Source organism: Maricurvus nonylphenolicus, assembly GCF_042854845.1.
Lineage (GTDB): Bacteria > Pseudomonadota > Gammaproteobacteria > Pseudomonadales > Cellvibrionaceae > Maricurvus > Maricurvus nonylphenolicus.
In genome coordinates this window covers 3,353,387-3,370,689 of record NZ_AP031498.1, presented here as the reverse complement: position 1 = coordinate 3,370,689, position 17,303 = coordinate 3,353,387, and the positions used below count along the sequence as shown (strand labels likewise).

14 protein-coding genes are annotated in these 17,303 nt (G+C 50.1%); 9 read left to right on the top strand and 5 right to left on the bottom strand.

Translation table 11 applies throughout. The annotated features are described in order from the left end of the window. Window positions 1-84 precede the first annotated feature (84 nt). The 6 genes from xerD (at window position 85) to ACGHZ6_RS14730 (ending at window position 7,441) form a co-directional block, all read left to right on the top strand. Window positions 85-978, top strand: a complete 894-nt coding sequence (gene xerD, locus ACGHZ6_RS14755) for a site-specific tyrosine recombinase XerD (protein ID WP_390619173.1) — start codon at window positions 85-87, stop codon at window positions 976-978. A gap of 98 nt (window positions 979-1,076) precedes the next feature. After that, window positions 1,077-1,871, top strand: coding sequence for a thioredoxin fold domain-containing protein (locus tag ACGHZ6_RS14750; RefSeq protein ID WP_390614742.1), 795 nt, complete (start codon window positions 1,077-1,079; stop codon window positions 1,869-1,871). Between the two features lie 190 nt (window positions 1,872-2,061). Beyond that, window positions 2,062-3,360 (top strand): homoserine dehydrogenase, encoded by a 1,299-nt coding sequence (locus tag ACGHZ6_RS14745; protein WP_390614741.1) that lies wholly within the window; start codon window positions 2,062-2,064, stop codon window positions 3,358-3,360. Between the two features lie 32 nt (window positions 3,361-3,392). Next, on the top strand, window positions 3,393-4,790 hold the full coding sequence (gene thrC / locus ACGHZ6_RS14740; protein ID WP_390614740.1) for a threonine synthase: 1,398 nt from the start codon (window positions 3,393-3,395) through the stop codon (window positions 4,788-4,790). Between the two features lie 104 nt (window positions 4,791-4,894). Beyond that, entirely contained in the window at window positions 4,895-6,643 is a 1,749-nt protein-coding gene (recJ, locus tag ACGHZ6_RS14735) for a single-stranded-DNA-specific exonuclease RecJ (protein WP_390614739.1), read from the top strand. 24 nt (window positions 6,644-6,667) lie between these two features. Continuing rightward, window positions 6,668-7,441, top strand: coding sequence for an alpha/beta fold hydrolase (locus ACGHZ6_RS14730; protein ID WP_390614737.1), 774 nt, complete (start codon window positions 6,668-6,670; stop codon window positions 7,439-7,441). Between the two features lie 7 nt (window positions 7,442-7,448). On the opposite strand, the gene ACGHZ6_RS14725 is transcribed toward ACGHZ6_RS14730, so the two are convergent. Next, window positions 7,449-8,084, bottom strand: coding sequence for a TetR/AcrR family transcriptional regulator (locus tag ACGHZ6_RS14725; protein WP_390614736.1), 636 nt, complete (start codon window positions 8,082-8,084; stop codon window positions 7,449-7,451). 199 nt (window positions 8,085-8,283) lie between these two features. On the opposite strand from ACGHZ6_RS14725, the gene ACGHZ6_RS14720 reads away from it, so the two are divergent. The 3 genes from ACGHZ6_RS14720 to ACGHZ6_RS14710 all read left to right on the top strand — a co-directional run bounded on the left by ACGHZ6_RS14720 (window position 8,284) and on the right by ACGHZ6_RS14710 (window position 11,659). Beyond that, window positions 8,284-9,129 carry an SDR family oxidoreductase gene (locus tag ACGHZ6_RS14720; RefSeq protein WP_390614735.1) on the top strand — a complete coding sequence of 282 codons (846 nt, stop codon included), beginning with the start codon at window positions 8,284-8,286 and terminating at the stop codon, window positions 9,127-9,129. Between the two features lie 27 nt (window positions 9,130-9,156). Beyond that, window positions 9,157-10,107, top strand: coding sequence for an alpha/beta hydrolase (locus ACGHZ6_RS14715; RefSeq protein ID WP_390614734.1), 951 nt, complete (start codon window positions 9,157-9,159; stop codon window positions 10,105-10,107). A 64-nt stretch (window positions 10,108-10,171) separates the two neighbouring features. Continuing rightward, window positions 10,172-11,659 (top strand): flavin-containing monooxygenase, encoded by a 1,488-nt coding sequence (locus tag ACGHZ6_RS14710; RefSeq protein WP_390614733.1) that lies wholly within the window; start codon window positions 10,172-10,174, stop codon window positions 11,657-11,659. Window positions 11,660-11,697: 38 nt separating this feature from the next. Here ACGHZ6_RS14710 and ACGHZ6_RS14705 read toward each other — a convergent pair whose 3' ends face one another. The 4 genes from ACGHZ6_RS14705 to ACGHZ6_RS14690 form a co-directional block, all read right to left on the bottom strand. Next, window positions 11,698-12,531 carry an SDR family NAD(P)-dependent oxidoreductase gene (locus tag ACGHZ6_RS14705; protein ID WP_390614732.1) on the bottom strand — a complete coding sequence of 278 codons (834 nt, stop codon included), beginning with the start codon at window positions 12,529-12,531 and terminating at the stop codon, window positions 11,698-11,700. A 70-nt stretch (window positions 12,532-12,601) separates the two neighbouring features. Further along, window positions 12,602-14,410 carry a carboxypeptidase regulatory-like domain-containing protein gene (locus ACGHZ6_RS14700; protein WP_390614731.1) on the bottom strand — a complete coding sequence of 603 codons (1,809 nt, stop codon included), beginning with the start codon at window positions 14,408-14,410 and terminating at the stop codon, window positions 12,602-12,604. A gap of 144 nt (window positions 14,411-14,554) precedes the next feature. Further along, window positions 14,555-15,988 carry an SRPBCC family protein gene (locus ACGHZ6_RS14695; RefSeq protein WP_390614730.1) on the bottom strand — a complete coding sequence of 478 codons (1,434 nt, stop codon included), beginning with the start codon at window positions 15,986-15,988 and terminating at the stop codon, window positions 14,555-14,557. A 26-nt stretch (window positions 15,989-16,014) separates the two neighbouring features. After that, window positions 16,015-17,244: a zinc-binding dehydrogenase gene (locus ACGHZ6_RS14690; RefSeq protein ID WP_390614729.1), complete on the bottom strand. Its 1,230-nt coding sequence runs from the start codon at window positions 17,242-17,244 to the stop codon at window positions 16,015-16,017. Window positions 17,245-17,303: the final 59 nt, after the last annotated feature.

Genomic DNA, 17,303 nt, shown 5'->3' with positions numbered 1-17,303 from the left:
TATCTTCAACTTAAAGTATAGCCCCCTTGTTATCGGTCAAGGCGCTGGGGTAGAGTCTTGCCTATGAATAGCCCAGCTCCAGATCTGCCTCCCCAGGAACAACTTACCATTGATGCCTTTCTCGATGCCCTATGGATGGAAAAGGGGGTAAGTGAAAATACCCTGAGTTCCTATCGGCGGGATTTGCGTGCGTTTGCGCAGTGGTTACAAACCCAGAAGCAGGCTCTTTTAACCAGCACCGCTGAGCATATCCAGCGCTATCTGGCGGTGTTGAGTGAGGCGGGTAAATCGGCGCGCTCCATTGCCCGTTTATTATCCTGCTTGCGAGGTTTTTACCGTTATCAGGTGCGAGAAAACCGTTTATCCATAGACCCTGTCGCGCTTATCGAAAGTCCAAATCTCGGTCGACCATTGCCGAAATCCTTAACGGAGAACGATGTCGAGCGACTGTTGCGAGCTCCGTTAACAGATGAGGCAGTAGGCTTGCGCGATAGAACTATGTTGGAGGTGTTATACGCCTGCGGCTTGCGTGTGACCGAATTGGTGAGTCTGACCCTGCCGCAGGTGAACCTGCGTCAAGGTGTGGTTCGGGTGACCGGCAAGGGCGGTAAGGACCGTCTGGTTCCTATGGGGGAAGTGGCTGCCCAATGGCTGACGCGTTATATGAATGAAGCGCGTCCACTGCTGTTAAAGGCGCAATCGGATATATTGTTCCCCAGTACCCGCGGTCAGCAAATGACCCGGCAAACGTTTTGGCACCGGATCAAGCATTGGGCCACTGTTGCTGGAATTGAAAAACCATTGTCGCCCCATACCCTGCGTCATGCCTTTGCCACCCATCTGATTAATCATGGCGCTGATCTGCGTGTGGTGCAGTTACTGCTGGGGCATAGCGATTTATCTACCACTCAGATATATACTCACGTGGCTCAAGAGCGGATGAAGGGCTTGCATGCCGAGCACCACCCTCGGGGTTAGGCTTGTTAAGGGCTTTGGGAACTTGTAGGTAGCCAAAGGCTCAAAGTGGGGTATATTGGCTCTTATTACTTTATTTTATGTTGAACATTGAGGTGTATATGAAAACTGCAGGTGTCGCTATGCGATCTTCTGGAATGTTTAAGGTTGTGAAGGCGGCTATGATCGGTTTGTGTCTGGCTGTTGTAGGTGGGCAAGCGTTGGCCAGTGATACCGGTGAAGCAGATACCTCCAAAATTAAAGCCATGCTGACCAAGCTGGGTATTGGCCCTGAAGAACAAAAAATGACCACGATTACGGCTTCCCCGATCGCGGGTATGTTCCAGGTCAGCTTCGCTTCAGGCTCAACGGTCTATATCACTGCAGATGGCTCTCATTTTATCGCTGGCGATCTTTTCCGAGTTGAAAGCGACGAAGTAGTTAACCTGACAGAAGAACAGCGCAAAGTAGGGCGCGCAGAGCTGATTGCCAAGGTGCCGCTAAAAGAGCACATTATTTTCCCGGCCAAAGGTGAGACCAAGGCTTTTGTTACCGTCTTTACCGATATTGACTGCGGTTACTGTGCCAAGCTGCACCGGGAAGTGCCAGCCTTGAATGATATGGGGATTGAAGTGCGTTACCTGGCCTATCCACGTGCCGGGCTGCAGTCTGCCTCCTATGACAAGATTGCCACCGCTTGGTGCGCTGATAACCCGCAAGATACCCTGACGCGCCTGAAAAACCGCGATAACAGCGTGAAAATGGCCGTCTGTGACGATAACCCTGTAGGGCGTCATATGCAGTTAGGTCAAATGGTGGGGGTTCGTGGTACACCTGCCATGGTTACTGAGTCTGGTGCATTGCTGCCCGGCTATATGCCAGCCCCTAAATTGGCTGCAGAGCTAGGCGTAAACTAAGCCCATATTTCTCCCTCTCTTAAGGGCCTCTTTTAAGGGGCTCTGTTTAGGGCTTGGAACTGCTAAATCATTGACAGTCCGGGCCCCGGTCAGTAAGGTTCACCCTCTTTAATTTAGCCTGCTCTCTGTATGCCTGAAAGGGTGGTGTGGGGGTAGGATTTTGGACGTAGTTAGACGAGGGGAGATAACCTTGAAACCGGTAAAAATAGGTGTTTGTGGCTTGGGAACCGTGGCCAGCGGTACCATCAATGTACTGACGCGAAATGTCAGCGAAATTACAGCCCGGACCGGTTGCGAGATTATTATTGAGCAGGTAGGCGCACGCCGTGACAACCCAGCCTGCGATACCTCTGCCCTGAACGTTTCCCGCGATATCTTCGATGTGGTTCGCAACCCTGAAGTTGAGATGGTTGTTGAGCTGATTGGTGGTACCTCCGTGGCCAAAGAGCTGGTGGAAGAAGCCATTGCTAACGGCAAACACGTGGTTACCGCTAACAAGGCCCTGATTGCTGAATTCGGTAATGAGCTGTTTGCCAAGGCTGAAGCCAAAGGCGTGACCATCGCCTACGAAGCTGCCGTTGCTGGCGGTATCCCCATTATTAAAGCCCTGCGCGAAGGCCTGTCTGCCAACAAGGTAGAGTGGCTGGCGGGTATCATTAATGGTACTGGCAACTTTATTCTGACCGAGATGCGCGACAAGGGTCGTGATTTTGCCGACGTATTGAAGGAAGCCCAGGAGCTGGGTTATGCCGAAGCTGATCCTACCTTCGACGTGGAAGGTATTGATGCCGCTCACAAACTGGTGATTCTGGCGTCTCTGGCTTTTGGTATGCCGTTGCAATTCGACAAAATCTTCACCGAAGGCATCAGCAATATCGCCCCTGAAGATGTGTCCTATGCTGAAGAACTGGGCTACCGTATCAAACACCTGGGTATCGCCCGCAACACCGAGCAGGGTGTTGAGCTGCGTGTACACCCAACCATGATTCCTGAGAAGCGCCTGATTGCCAATGTAGACGGTGTAATGAACGCTGTGCTGGTGAAGGGTGATGCCGTAGGTCCAACCCTATACTACGGTGCGGGTGCTGGTTCCGAGCCGACGGCCTCTGCCGTTGTTGCCGACATCGTTGATGTGGCTCGACAAGTAGGTGCTGGCCAGCAGGTCAAAGTACCGCATATGGCCTTTAACACCCTGCAGGATCTGCCTATTCTGGGTATTGAAGAGGTTGAGACGGCTTACTACCTGCGTCTGTCCGCGCTGGATCAGCCGGGCGTGCTGTCCAAGATTACGCAAATCCTGAGCGATGCCGGTATCAGTATCGAAGCGCTGATCCAGAAAGAGCCTGCTGAAGGCGAAGATCACGTACCGGTTATTCTGCTGACTAACCGCACTATCGAAAAGCAGCTGCTGTCTGCCAAAGCTGCCATTGCTGCGCTGGATAGCGTTAGCGGTGAAGTGACCCATATCCGCGTTGAGTCGCTGGGTTAATTTTCGTCACAGGTTAAGAGAAAGAGGTTATTGTGAAATATATCAGTACCCGTGGCGAAGCACCGTCACTGTCATTTGAAGATGTTGTATTAACTGGTCTGGCCTCCGATGGTGGTTTGTATGTACCAGAGAGCTTGCCTAAATTCAGTCAGGAAGAGATCGCTTCCTGGGCGGGCTTAAGTTACCAGGAGCTGGCATTCAAAATTATTGCGCCGTTCGTTGCTGGCGAAGTACCTGATGCTGACCTGAAAAAAATCATCGACGATTCCTACGCGACCTTCCGTCACGATGCCATTGCACCGCTGGTGCAAACCGGCCACAACGAGTGGATCTTGGAATTGTTCCAGGGCCCAACCCTGGCGTTTAAAGATTTCGCACTGCAGTTCCTGGGTAACCTGCTGGATTACATCCTGAAAAAACGCGACCAGAAAGTGGTTGTGATGGGTGCAACCTCCGGTGATACCGGTTCTGCGGCTATCGAAGGTTGTCGTCACTGCGACAATATCGACATTTTTATTCTGCACCCGCACAACCGCGTTTCCAACGTACAGCGTAAGCAGATGACCAGTGTGCTGGAAGACAATGTTCACAACATTGCTTTAGAAGGTAACTTCGACGATTGTCAGAACATGGTTAAAGCCAGTTTTGGTGATCAGTCCTTCCTGCCAGAAGGGCGTCAGCTGGTAGCGGTAAACTCCATTAACTGGGCCCGTATCATGGCTCAGATCGTTTACTACTTCTATGCCGGTTTGGCCCTGGGTGCACCTTCACGTCCAGTGTCTTTCTCTGTGCCTACCGGTAACTTTGGTGATATTTTTGCCGGCTACCTGGCCAAGCAAATGGGTCTGCCAATCGATCAGCTGGTAATCGCCACCAATGCAAACGACATTCTGCACCGCTGCATTAGCGACAATGATCACAGCAAGAAAGAGCTGATTCACTCTTTGGCGCCTTCGATGGATATTATGGTATCCAGTAACTTTGAGCGTCTGTTGTTTGATCTCTACGGCCGTGATGGCAGCAAGATCAAAGGTCTGATGGAAGACTTTAAGTCTGGCCCAATGGTACTGAAAGAAGAGGCGTTGAGCACCGCACGTGAGTTGTTCAGCAGCTACCGTCTGGATGATGACGCCATGATCAAGGTGATCGAAGACGTTTACGAGTCCACCGAGTACCTGTTGGATCCACACACCGCTATTGGTGTCGAAGCGGCCCGTAAAACCCGTCGTCGTACCGATATCCCTATGATCTGTTTGTCGACTGCGCACCCGGCGAAATTCCCGGAAGCAGTACGCAAAGCCGGTCAGAGTGAAGATCCTGCACTGCCACACCATATGGCTGACCTGTTTGATCGCGAAGAGCGTTTCAGTGTTCTGGAAAAAGATCTGCCTAAGGTTCAGAGCTTTATTGCAGACAATATTCGCGCTTAATCACACATTAAGTGACGAAAGAAAACGGGGCTTAAGGCCCCGTTTTTTGTTTGCTAGACTTAAACTTAGAATGCAAAGAGCAAAGTGGGGGCTTTGGGGAAATCATGCAGAAGCTTATTGTCAGACGTGAAGAGGTAGAGTCGAGTGCTACGGCTTTTGATTCGCCTATCTCACCGCTATTACAGCGTGTTTATCGATCCCGTGGCGTTGACTCCGATGCGGCCTTGGAAAAAACCTTACAACAGTTAACCCCGCCCACACAGTTAAAAGGCTTAACTGAAGCCGTTGCCATTTTGGCTGACGCAGTAGAAAAACAAGAACGGGTATTAATCGTAGGTGATTTCGATGCTGATGGTGCCACCAGCAGCGCCTTGGGCATGTTGGCTTTAAAGGCGATGGGTTTACAGCAAATCGATTACCTGGTGCCTAACCGTTTCGATTTTGGTTATGGCTTAACGCCAGAAATCGTTGCGGTGGCGGCTGAACGTAAACCGGATTTAATCGTCACAGTTGATAACGGTATCTCCAGTATTGAGGGTGTGGATGCCGCCAATGCGCTAGGTATTCGTGTAGTGGTGACCGATCACCATTTGCCGGGCAATGAAACGCCAGCCGCAGCAGCGATAATTAATCCCAACCAGCACGGCTGTGACTTTCCCAGTAAAAACCTTGCCGGTGTTGGAGTCATTTTTTATGTGATGAGTGCCTTGCGCGGTGAACTACGCAAGCGCGGTTGGTTTGAAGCCCAGGGTATTGCTGAGCCGAATATGGCCAATTATCTGGATATTGTGGCGTTGGGCACCGTAGCCGATGTTGTACCGCTCGACCACAACAACCGTATTTTGGTGCATCAAGGGTTACAGCGAATTCGGGCAGGCCGGGCACGTCCGGGTATTTTGGCGTTGCTAGACGTGGCCGGGCGCCAACGTCACCGTTTAGTGGCATCTGATCTGGGCTTTACCGTAGGGCCGCGTTTAAATGCGGCAGGGCGGCTGGATGATATGTCCTTAGGTATTGAATGCCTGTTGTGTGAAAGCCCGGATATCGCCCGAGAAATGGCTATTGAGCTGGATGATTTAAACCGTGACAGACGCGCGATTGAGTCAAGTATGCAGCAGGAAGCGTTAGTCAGTCTGGATAAACTGCAGCTGGATTCTGCCGAGGGGGATATGCCTTGGGGCCTGTGCCTGTACGATAGCCAATGGCACCAGGGCGTTATTGGTATTCTGGCTTCAAGAATTAAAGATAAATTCCATCGCCCGGTGATTGCGTTTGCCAATGCTGATGATGAAGGCAAAGAGATCAAAGGCTCAGCACGCTCGATTGCCGGTTTGCATATTCGCGATGCCCTGGATGCGGTGGCAACAGCCAATCCGGGGTTGCTCAGTAAGTTTGGTGGTCACGCGATGGCGGCGGGCATGAGTTTTCCGCGAGAAAACTTTGCGGCGTTTCAAGTGGCCTTCGATAAGGTGGTTAGGGATATGCTGACCGAGAACGATTTGCAGGCGCAGATTCTCTCGGACGGTGCGTTGGATTTACATGAATTCTCCATCCCTGTCGCGCAGGAATTACGCGATGCCGGCCCTTGGGGGCAGCATTTTCCGGAGCCAGTATTTGATGGTGAGTTTTTCGTTGTCCAGCAACGAATTGTTGGCGAGAAACATTTAAAACTGGTGTTGTCGCTGGATAACCAAGGGCGACAACTGGTAGACGCCATTGCCTTTAATATTGATCTGGCCCAGTGGCCCAATAATCAAGTAGAAAAGGTGCGCTTGGCCTATCGCCTGGATGTCAATGAATTCCGTGGCCAGCAAAGCGTACAGCTGATGGTCGAATATATTGAAGCGCTTTAAGGCGCGATAATTAGTTGATAGCAAATGACTGAATTAATCTATTGTCGAGATGAAAACCCCGAAGCAACGGGTATGCCTTTATTGCTGATTCACGGCTTGTTTGGCGCATCTGAAAATTTAATGGGTATTGCCCGAGCCTTTAAAGATCGCCCGGTAAGCTTGGTGGATTTACGCAATCATGGCCGATCTTTCCACGCTGAGACGATGAGTCAGCGAGAGATGGCTGAAGATATTAATCGTCTAATGGCGACCAAAGGCTGGGATAAGGCGGATATTCTGGGGCATTCTCTGGGTGGCAAGGTTGCCTTGCAGTTATCGCAATTGTTTCCAGAGCGAGTTAACCGTCTGGTAGTCGCCGATATTGCACCGGTGGACTATAAACCCCATCACCAGCTGATCCTCGAAGGTTTGGATGCGGTTGATACCGACACCGTAAAAAGCCGAAGCGAGGCGGACAAGGTGATGAGTGAATATATCGAAGAGCCGGGAGTGCGCAGTTTTCTGTTAATGAACCTGGTGCGTGCAGAAGCGGGCGGTTATCGCTGGCGTTGTAATCTGGAAGGCTTGAAGGCCAACTACAACGATATTAGAACCGCACCAGAATTTCAGCAGGCGTTTTCTGGACAGGCGCTGTATATTCGTGGTGGCGTGTCTGATTATGTCTTACCTGAACACCAGACTCAGATCGATCAATTCACCCCTGACGCAACAATGGTTACGCTAGAGGGCTGTGGCCACTGGTTACATGCGGAAAAGCCAGCAGCCTTTAACCAAGCCGTTGCCGAGTTTCTCGTCTAGATCGGCTTCAATCTACGGTCATCATATCCAGAATTGTTTGCAGTAATTTATCTGCCGTTGTTGCATCTTTGGGGTCTTCCCCGGAGATGTGCTGGTAGACGTTGTGCAGTGCAAAATGGGTGTTCACAACGGCCAGCAGGGAAAAGCTGAAGTTAATAAAAGGGATAGGTTTAATGGCCTTTACCTGCAGGGCCGCTTCATAGAGCGGGCGCAGGGATTCCAGAGAAGGCATTAAGTGTTCATCCAGCATCCAGCTCAGCTTCTCATCCGGTTGCGAGCCCTGATGGTATAAAAACATCGGCATATTGGGGCCATTTAAACAGTTATCGGCAAATTGGCGCAGATAGACCATCAATGCGGCTTTAGCGTCAGCTTTGGTTTTTACGCTGTCGGCATCAAACGACGGTGGAGTAGGCAGGCTTTCATAGACCTGTGTTACCGCGGTTTTCCACAATACTTCCTTTGACTCAAAGTGGTAGGTCACCAGGCCCTGCCCAACACCCGCTGATTTGGCAATATCACGGGTCGATGCACCGTTAAAACCGTGCTCGGTAAAGCACTCAATAGCCGCCTTTACAATTCTTTCCCGAGTTTCTGCTTTGCGTTTTTCTCGCAGTCCCATCTTTGGGGCTGTTGTAACCAATTGATATTCCTCATTTTTTCTAACATTGTCGCCAAATGGCAAAGGCGAATAGGGAAATTATACGCTACTTGTCCTCATTGGTCGCTTGACTATTTGTGGTTCGGATGACAAATTGTAGTTCAGTTGACCAGTGAGATGAGTTAATAATACAGAGAATAGTTCATACTATTTAGATACAGAGAGAGTGGGAGAGAGACACATGGCGCCTTCAAGTATTGCAGTTCAGGCACCCGTGGCGGTAGTGACCGGTGCAGGTTCCGGCATCGGCAAAGAGTTGATTACGCAGTTAGCACTGCAGGGCTATGCGATTGCAGCAGCAGATATTAATGAAGCTGAGTTAGCTAATGTCGCTGACCAGGTGCGAGAGATTGGCAGCCAGACAGTGAACAGTTACAGCCTGGATGTTGCTGACGAATCGGCATTTAACCTGTTTGCTGAGCAGGTGCAGAAAGACTTCGGGCGCGTTGACTTGGTGATAAATAATGCCGGTATCACCCGGGTAGGGGAGTTTATGCATACCCGGTCTGAGGCATTTAAAAAGGTTATGGATGTAAACTTTTGGGGCGTTGTCTACGGATCGCGCGCATTTTTACCGTCGCTGTTAAAAACCCAGGGGACCCTGGTTAATATCTCGAGCTTATTTGGCATTATTGGAGTGCCAGGGCAGTCGTCTTACTGTGCTAGTAAATTCGCCGTAAGAGGCTTTACGGAGGCCCTGCGTCAGGAGTTGAAAAGCACCGGCGTTCATGTCGCCTGTGTACATCCCGGTGGCATTCGAACCAATATTGCACGCAGTGCCGAGCTGGACCAGAAAGATTTAGATCACGCTAAAATTGTTCAGGCTTTGGAAGAAAAAGCCTTAAAAATGCCTGCTTCCAAAGCCGCTAGTATTATCCTGAAAGGTGCTCAGCGTCGCAGCAAGCGAATTCTCATTGGCAATGACGCCCGTTTGATTGACCTGTTCCAGCGCCTGTTTCCCAGTGCCTATGACATCTTGCTGAAAATGTTTGGTGGTGGGGCATTGGTAGACCCGCCAAAAGTATAACGCTTGTTTGCAACAAAGGATCTGACCGTGACCATTGATAGCTCGATTAAGCAACACCCTTACGGTGGCCCCAGTTTACGCTCGCGTTTTATGACGTGGTTTTTAAAGCGCTCTTTTAAATCGAAAGTGATACAGGAAAGCATGGAGTTTTCCTATCTACGCAATGCCATGGAAAAGCAGGCGGCAGGGAAAAAACACGAACGCGGTGTAACAGCCACTCCAGTGAGTGAGACTGGTGTTAAAGGCGAATGGCAAATACCTGAGCGTATTGCACCGGTATGCCGTGATGCGGTGTTTTTATATCTGCACGGTGGTGGTTACGCCTTTGGTTCGCCGGCTACTCACAGAGCCATGACGACAGGTATCGCTCGTAAGGCGGGTATTAAAGTGTTTTCCCTGGATTACCGCCTGGCGCCAGAGCATCCATACCCCGCACCTGTGGAGGACGCCGTTGAAGCTTACCGCTGGTTGCTGGATCAAGGCGTAAAGCCAGAACGGATTATTGTCAGTGGCGATTCTGCCGGTGGTGGGCTATCCATGGCGTTATTGCTGTCACTCAAACAGCAGCAATTACCTTTGCCGGCTGGCGCCATTTTGCTGTCACCCTGGACGGATATGACCGTAAGTGGTGACTCTCACCACGATAATCAAATGTCCTGCGCCATGTTTGATCGCAATGCTATTCGCCGAGGTGCAGAGAACTATTTATCGGGCGCTGCGGCCACCGAACCATTAGCATCACCATTGATGGGCGATTTAAGTGGCTTGCCGCCTATATCTATCCATGTCAGTGACAGTGAAGTTTTACGCGATGATTCCCTGCGCTTGCTAGAGCAGCAAACGGCCGCAGATACATCGATCGATATCCATATTTGGAAAAAACAACCCCATGTTTGGCCGGTGTTTTACCCTTTATTGCCTGAAGCCAAACACTGTATTAACGATATGACAGCGTTTATTCATCAGCAATTAACCTAAACCCATAAACCGGGGTAAAAGACAATCTAAATTGCGGCCCCGGTAAAAAGCGAGAGAGAGAACCATGAAGCACGCGAATGTAGCAACAGACGCGAGGTCGGTTGACGCCTCGATAATCATCATCGGCACGGGTTTTTCCGGACTGGGGATGGCGATTAAGTTAAAACAGTCCGGGCGTGACGATTTCCTGATATTGGAAAAGCAGCAGGAAGTTGGTGGATGCTGGCGAGATAATACCTATCCTGGCTGCTGTTGTGATATTCCCTCCCATCTTTACTCCTTTTCCTTCGAGCAAAAAACCGACTGGAGTAAAAAATACCCGCCGCAAAATGAAATCTATGAATATATAAAATCCTGTGCCAGTAAGTATGACCTCTATCGCCATATTCAGTTTGGCCAGGAAGTCCAACAGATTCGATTTTGTGATGACACCTCCCTGTGGCATGTTCATTTGAAGGATGGCAGTCAGCGAGTGGCCCGTTTTGTGATTGCGGGTAAGGGACCCTTGCACGTGCCTTCTATTCCTAATATTCAAGGTGTTGAACAGTTTGCCGGCGAGAGTTTTCACTCCAGTCAGTGGAATCACGATATCGATCTTACTGGCAAACGTGTAGCCGTGGTGGGCACCGGGGCCAGTGCGATTCAGTTTATTCCGCAGATCGCTTCCAAGGTAAAATCGTTACATGTGTTTCAGCGCTCACCGGGATGGATTGTGCCACGGCCAGACAGGTACTATCGGGGGATTGAGAAGGCATTATTCAAGTGGATACCGTTTTGGCAAAAGCTCTATCGACAGTCAATTTTTTATAGTCATGAAATACGTGTTGGCCTGTTGGATGAAAAGAGTTTCTACCACAAACAGGCGAAAAAGATGGCGCTTAAACATCTGGAAAGCACAGTAGAAGATCCAGAGATTCGCCAGCAGTTAACACCGGATTATGTGTTGGGGTGCAAGCGTTTACTGATTTCTAACGATTATTACCCTACCTTTAATCGTCCTAATGTATCGCTAGTTAATGCCGGTGTTGAAGAAATAACACCCCAAGGGCTGATATCCAGTGATGGGCGTGAGGTCGAGGCGGATATTATTATCTGGGGCACGGGCTTTGAAGCAGCCGATCCACTGGATAAAGGTTTTCTGTTTGGCCCTGGTGGTAAGGATTTGTTTGAACGTTGGGACATAGAAGGGGCACAGGCTCATAAAGGCGTATCTGTTGCCGGGATTCCTAACTTCTTCTTTATGGTTGGCCCCAATAGTGGTTTGGGCCACAACTCCATGATTCTTATGATCGAGGCGCAGATCAACTACGTTCTGCAATGTTTGGATTATATCGAGGCGCATGATGTCCAGTTGTTTGATGTACGTCGCGATGCCCAGAATGCCTACAACGAGACGTTGCAGGAAAACACCCATGGTCGCGTGTGGGAGTCGGGCTGTCAAAGCTGGTATCTCAATAAACATGGCCAGAATACGACGGTCTGGCCCGGCTATGTTACGGGCTACCAGCAGCAAATGCGCAAACTGAAACCGCAAGAATATTTGACTGAGTAAAGCAAAAAGGGCTGCCGATAATGGCAGCCCTTTGCGTATTACAGATAGCCGACGGCGGCGGCCTGCTTTCTTAAACTCCTGTCCATAAAACGTTTGGGGAGAAGTCTGGAAGCAATTCCTGATAAGAGCGCGCTCGGGCCGGTATAGAGCACGCGCTGCTCCCGCGCAACGGCATGGATAATGTCATTAGCAACATCCTTCGGATGGCATCCTTCATCCTCATAGTGTCGCTGTAATCGCAGGACCTGATTATCGCTAATGGCGTTACCAATCATTGCCCGATTCTGCACAATGGGTGTATTGATAATGCCTGGGTGCACGCACATAGTGTGAACCTTGGTTTCCGCCAACTCCATGGCAATAACATCGGTTAAACCTTCCACGGCTGACTTTGAGGCGGCATAAACTGCCATATTGGGCATCGGGGTTTTCGAGGCTGCGGAGGCAATATTGACCAATGTTCTTGGTTTGTTGTCCGATTGCATCGCACCAATAAAGGTCTGGTAGCCATAAATAATGCCTTTGACATTAATGTCCAGGGTTTTATCGATAATGGCAGGCGGGGTTTCCTGCAGCGGGGCAAAGTAACCAATACCGGCATTGTTGACGAGTACATCCGGAATGATGCCTTGCTCATCCAATGCTTGTTTCAGGCTTTGCCATTGGGTTGGATCCGTTACATCCAAAGCATGGCACTGATAAGAAGCATTGTTCTTTTTTAACTGTCGTTCTACTTTTGCAAGTGTGTCCAGGTGAATATCTGTGGCAATGATAGAGTAACCTTGTTGGCTAAACCCAATCGCCAGTTCATAACCTATACCAGAACCGGAGCCGGTAATCAGTGCGTAACCCTTTGGTATTGTTGTACTCATTATTTCTTTCTCTTGGCTAAGCAGTATGGTTTGTGATTTCCCGGCCTTTAAGCCGGGAAATCAAACACTGCTAGTGTTGGGCGACACTTTGGGTTGGTGTTGTATTGTACTCAGGATCAAGGCATACAAAGGCGGGTAAGCCGTCCTCATGGGCGTAGGCCGGCAAGTTGGCATTTGAGGAACACACCTGGCCGTCCTTAGTGAACTCAAAATCACGGAACCACACAACCCGGCTAGGCATAGGGTAGCTGACAAAACGTTTCTCAGAAGGTATATAGCGCAACATGCGGTCTGAGTTATTGGCTGCAATCCAGATATCGCCTGTGTGGTGATGAACGTTTAGCGCGTAGGGCACTTCATATTCATTTTCTGAAAGCAGTGGCAGCGGGATATTCTCAAACGCTTCGATCTTGGGGTCAAAACGCATGAGAACGCCTTCATCAAATGAAGGAATCCACAAAATACCGTCTTTGTCGAAACGCATACGGCGTGGTCCACGGTGTGGGGTATCAAACTCAACAATTTCCATGGTCTCAGGATCGATACGGCCAATCTTATTGCCGATCAACTTGCCATACCAAATTGAGCCATCGTTAGGATTGATATCAATACCATAGGGCATGCTTAGAATTTCTTTACCGCCGTTTAACCATTTGTGGTGAGAGAATGCCATATGCAGGTTCTCGTGCGGGAAGAGGCCTGCAACTTTTAAAACTACACCCATAAAGACATCACTCATCAAATTCAGTGGCCCATCTGAAGGCAAACCGATATCGGTGAACTCATGGGTTGTGGTGTCAAACTTCATCACCCGGTTGGAGAAGGTCACAGTAAACCAGACATTATTATCAGCGTCTTTACGGATGGTGTGTGGATACATGCCTTTGCGCCACAGAAAGCCGCGAGGGATGTGGTAGCGGGTAAACTCACCGGTTTTTGCGTTCAGTTCAAAGATACTGCTGGACAGTGCGGCTGTGATAAACATACGGCCATCATCCAGTTCTACCATACTGTGAGGACCATGGCTGCCGGTGAAAATACCCAGCGGCATTTGAAGGCCGACAAAATCACCGCCCACGGGTTCGTCTTCCGGGTCCATTTTGAATTCTTGCAAGCTGCCATCGGTACGATCCAGTACATAAATGGTATCGCTGCCTTCATCGATACCATAAAGCTTACCGTCGGAACCTACGACGGTGTCATGCAGGAAAGACATAGGTGTAGCAACCAGCCACTCTTTTACTTTGGCCTGTGACAGTTCAGCGCTGTGCTCATAAGTTTGCAGGACTTTAATCGGATCACCGTTAAAGCCTTCATGCAGTATGTTAACGACCTGCTTATGCTCGCCATAGGTTAAGTAGGCCGCATAGGTTTCCATGCGCCAGACTGTATCGCTCCACGCTGCTTCGTCACGCGGCGCTCGGGTTAATGAATTACCCTGTTGGTGGCAGTAATTACACTGACTGATAAAGGTGTTACGAACGCCGTCATCTTCAAAGGGTAATTGAGAGGCGTGCGCTGAAGCTGTTAACGTCGCCGAGATCTCGGCCGGGTCAGTCATCGCTGTGAGAGATAAGTTGGTATCAACTTGATCGTCTGGTCCAAGGGTTAACGGCTGATTGATATCTCGGAAATAGGGTGCACGACCGCGTAGGGTGACATTGCCAGTCATCTCGGTGGTGAGGTGATAGCGACCTAAGGCATCGGTGTAAACGGTTTCTTTTTGGTTGCGAGGTTCATTCCACAGAGTGACCAAAGCACCGGCAATGGGTTGGCCGGCTTCTGTCCGTACCTGCCCATTCAGAGTTGCCGCCAGGGGAGAGACTGATGCGGATATCGAGGCCAGAGCCAGGCCTGTGGTAAGTAGATGTTTAATCATATCGGTACTCCTGTTGTACTCCAGTTACTTACCCGAAGGTGTAAAAAATCAAGTGGCCCAACCCCATAATGGCGGCGGTAATAACAATGTTGAGAACAAAGCCTTTGGTGGCTTTACCGGCAAAACCGGATTTGGCAGATTCGCTCATAGAGTCTCTCCTTGCGGATGTGTGTCTCCGCCTGTGGTGTAGTCTTTGTTATGGGGGATTTGTTCAGACAGTGTTTGTAAAACACGATTAAACATAGAGGTAAGTTGCCACTTAAACAGCCAGCCTAAGCCAGGAACCGGCGAGCGGAATCGGTTTATCCAGCTCACATGACAGCCATTGCCGTGTGGAGCGATGTGTATCTCACCCATATAGTGTTTAAGTGGACAGCCAGAAAGCGCGCGGTAATGGATTAGTCCTCTCTCGCGATCAAACACCGTTACCTGCTCATGAATTTTATTGTTAACCAGTCGCTCGGCACCAACGCCATTAGCGACTTTAAATCCATTACGTAGAGGCTTAATTTCTCCAAGCCCTGGGTAGTGTTGTATGCCATCGGCATCCGCAAAGTAATCAAAGACTTGGTCCGCCGATACCGGTAGCCAGCGGGAGGTGATAGCTTGTTGGTTGTCAGGGGGATTAAACTTGGGGCTTTCCTGAGGAATGAAGCCCGTTAAACGCTGAGCCAAACCTGGTTTAGCTCCCATAAACTCATAGGAAAACCCTTGTGGGTCGGTCATATAAACCGCACCAGTGGTTTTACCGAGTAATGTTGTGGTGCTGGGATAGGCGCCTGCACGGATGGCTTGTTCGCGCATCACCAACACATCTTCATTACCCTGATTATCGCCGAAGGCAATATTTAAAATACCCTGATCGTTAAGGCGGGCATCTTGCGGTTTGGGAATAACCTGAGGTTGTGTGTATTGCACGTATTCCAATAGCATCGGCCCGGATCTAAAACAGCTACGCTCACAATGTGCGCCATCCAATCCCCATAGGGTTTCATGTTCGTTGGTGTGAATGTTATCGGTTGGCTGTAACCCTAAGCCTTGTTTGGCAAAGGTAGTTGCTTTGTTTAAGTCTCGAGTCGTAATGGTTACGCTGCGAAACGCCGCGTTAGCTTTATAGGCACTTTCTGCGAGAGATAAGGGATCGGCTTCAAACAACTCAACAAAAATACCGTCAGGATCACGGACGCAGGCGCGGCGCTGGCCTTTTTCTCCCTGAATGTCAGTGAGTATCGGCGAGCCCAGTTCGCTCAGGCGTTTTACGGTTGCATCAAAGGCTTTAATCCAAACACCGCAACGACTAAAGCCTTCATGCAACGGTGAATAGTCGGCAGGCATGAGCCGTGCCAGAGGGCTTTCGTATTGCCACAATTCAATTTGCAGCCACTCGTCACTTCCTACAAGCCAGCGTGCTGTGGCAGCGGCATTTGGCAGGCCCGCTGTTCCAGACAGGGCCTTGCCACGAAAAAGACGCGTACAGCCAGAAGGTAAAAACCCAAGGCCTTGTCGCCACCAGAGCTCGGAGCGCTGAAGATCGATGGAAGATATGGCGATTTGATTGAGGGGAAGGCTAGCGGTCATAGGATTATTCTTATATTGGACTGAGTTTATGCCGGGCAGGATAGTGAGCTGCGGGGATCAATCAGAATCTTGGCGTGTTGCTCGGGATCGGCCAGGGCATCGAACGCATTCTCGACACCGTCAAGGCCGACTTTGCCGGTGATTAAGGGTGCTGCGGTGAGTTTGCCTTCGGCAAGAAGGTGTAAGGTATCGCGATACTCTAATGGCGTGTAACCAACACAAAAGCGGATATCAATTTCTTTATTGATGGCGGTGCTAGGAACAAAATTATCGTTTTCCATGCAGACGCCGACAACAACCAAGCGTGACTGGATAGGAGCTTGATCAATAAGGTTTTGAATCAGTCCCGGGACGCCGACACATTCAAAAATAACGGGGCGTTTGATCTTGGTTACACCTAACTTTTCTGCCAAGCGCCACTGGTGCCACCAGGCGATAGGTGCTTTATCCATATTGCGCCGAGCATCAATCGCCTGACCTAACAGGTCATCGGTTCTCATACTGAACCCCATGGCTTGCCAGTTATCAAAAGCTGATTGCTCGGCCGGGTCCACTACGATGTCGGCACCACATTGCTGTGCAAGTTCTCGTCGTTTGGGCGAAAAATCACTGGCAATAACCTGCTCGATACCCTTGGCTTTTAAGGCACTGATAACGGCCAGGCCGACGGGGCCGCAGCCGATAATTACAGCTACATCTTTGCGGCTGATGTCCGCACGATTAACGGCATGCCAGCCAATCGCCATGGGTTCGGTGAGGGCCGCGATGTCGGTATCCAGGCCGTTGGGGATGGGCACCATCATGACATCTTCTACCAGTGTGTATTCGGCATAGGCACCGTTGACTCGCTCAGAGAAACCCAGCAGTTCCAGTTGATTGTTGTGCTGTAAAAAGGGCAGGGCACATACCCGGGTGCCGGGTTTGATCTTGCTATTGGCTTTGGGACCAAGCTCTGTAACTTCACCGCAGAACTCGTGGCCCAGTACAACCTTTTGGTCAAAGCGCATCAGTCCATCTAATCCGGCTTTGGTAGCACTGTCAGCCAAGCTGTTGCAGTGATGGCGGGCGTGAAGGTCGGAGCCACAGATGCCACAGCGCAAAACCTCCAGAACAACCTGATTATCTGAAGGGGTGGGGTCGGGTTGTTGCTCAACGCTGAGCTGGCCTTGGTGGCAGATAACGGCTTTCATAAACTGTCCTGATCTAAGCTTTATGCCATTCTCGAAGACCGGGGCTTTATCGTATTGTCTTTTCATGACAGGCCTCCCAGTCTGAATTGACATTTCATGACAGTCGATCAATCCTGAAGGGAGGA

Bases quoted from the DNA above. Each gene is read 5' to 3' on its own strand.
- ACGHZ6_RS14710 (WP_390614733.1), top strand. From the start codon at position 10,172: ATGAAGCACGCGAATGTAGCAACAGACGCGAGGTCGGTTGACGCCTCG.
- recJ (WP_390614739.1), top strand. From the start codon at position 4,895: ATGCAGAAGCTTATTGTCAGACGTGAAGAGGTAGAGTCGAGTGCTACG.
- ACGHZ6_RS14695 (WP_390614730.1), bottom strand. From the start codon at position 15,988: ATGACCGCTAGCCTTCCCCTCAATCAAATCGCCATATCTTCCATCGAT.
- ACGHZ6_RS14690 (WP_390614729.1), bottom strand. From the start codon at position 17,244: ATGAAAAGACAATACGATAAAGCCCCGGTCTTCGAGAATGGCATAAAG.
- ACGHZ6_RS14700 (WP_390614731.1), bottom strand. From the start codon at position 14,410: ATGATTAAACATCTACTTACCACAGGCCTGGCTCTGGCCTCGATATCC.
- ACGHZ6_RS14705 (WP_390614732.1), bottom strand. From the start codon at position 12,531: ATGAGTACAACAATACCAAAGGGTTACGCACTGATTACCGGCTCCGGT.
- ACGHZ6_RS14730 (WP_390614737.1), top strand. From the start codon at position 6,668: ATGACTGAATTAATCTATTGTCGAGATGAAAACCCCGAAGCAACGGGT.
- ACGHZ6_RS14720 (WP_390614735.1), top strand. From the start codon at position 8,284: ATGGCGCCTTCAAGTATTGCAGTTCAGGCACCCGTGGCGGTAGTGACC.
- ACGHZ6_RS14750 (WP_390614742.1), top strand. From the start codon at position 1,077: ATGAAAACTGCAGGTGTCGCTATGCGATCTTCTGGAATGTTTAAGGTT.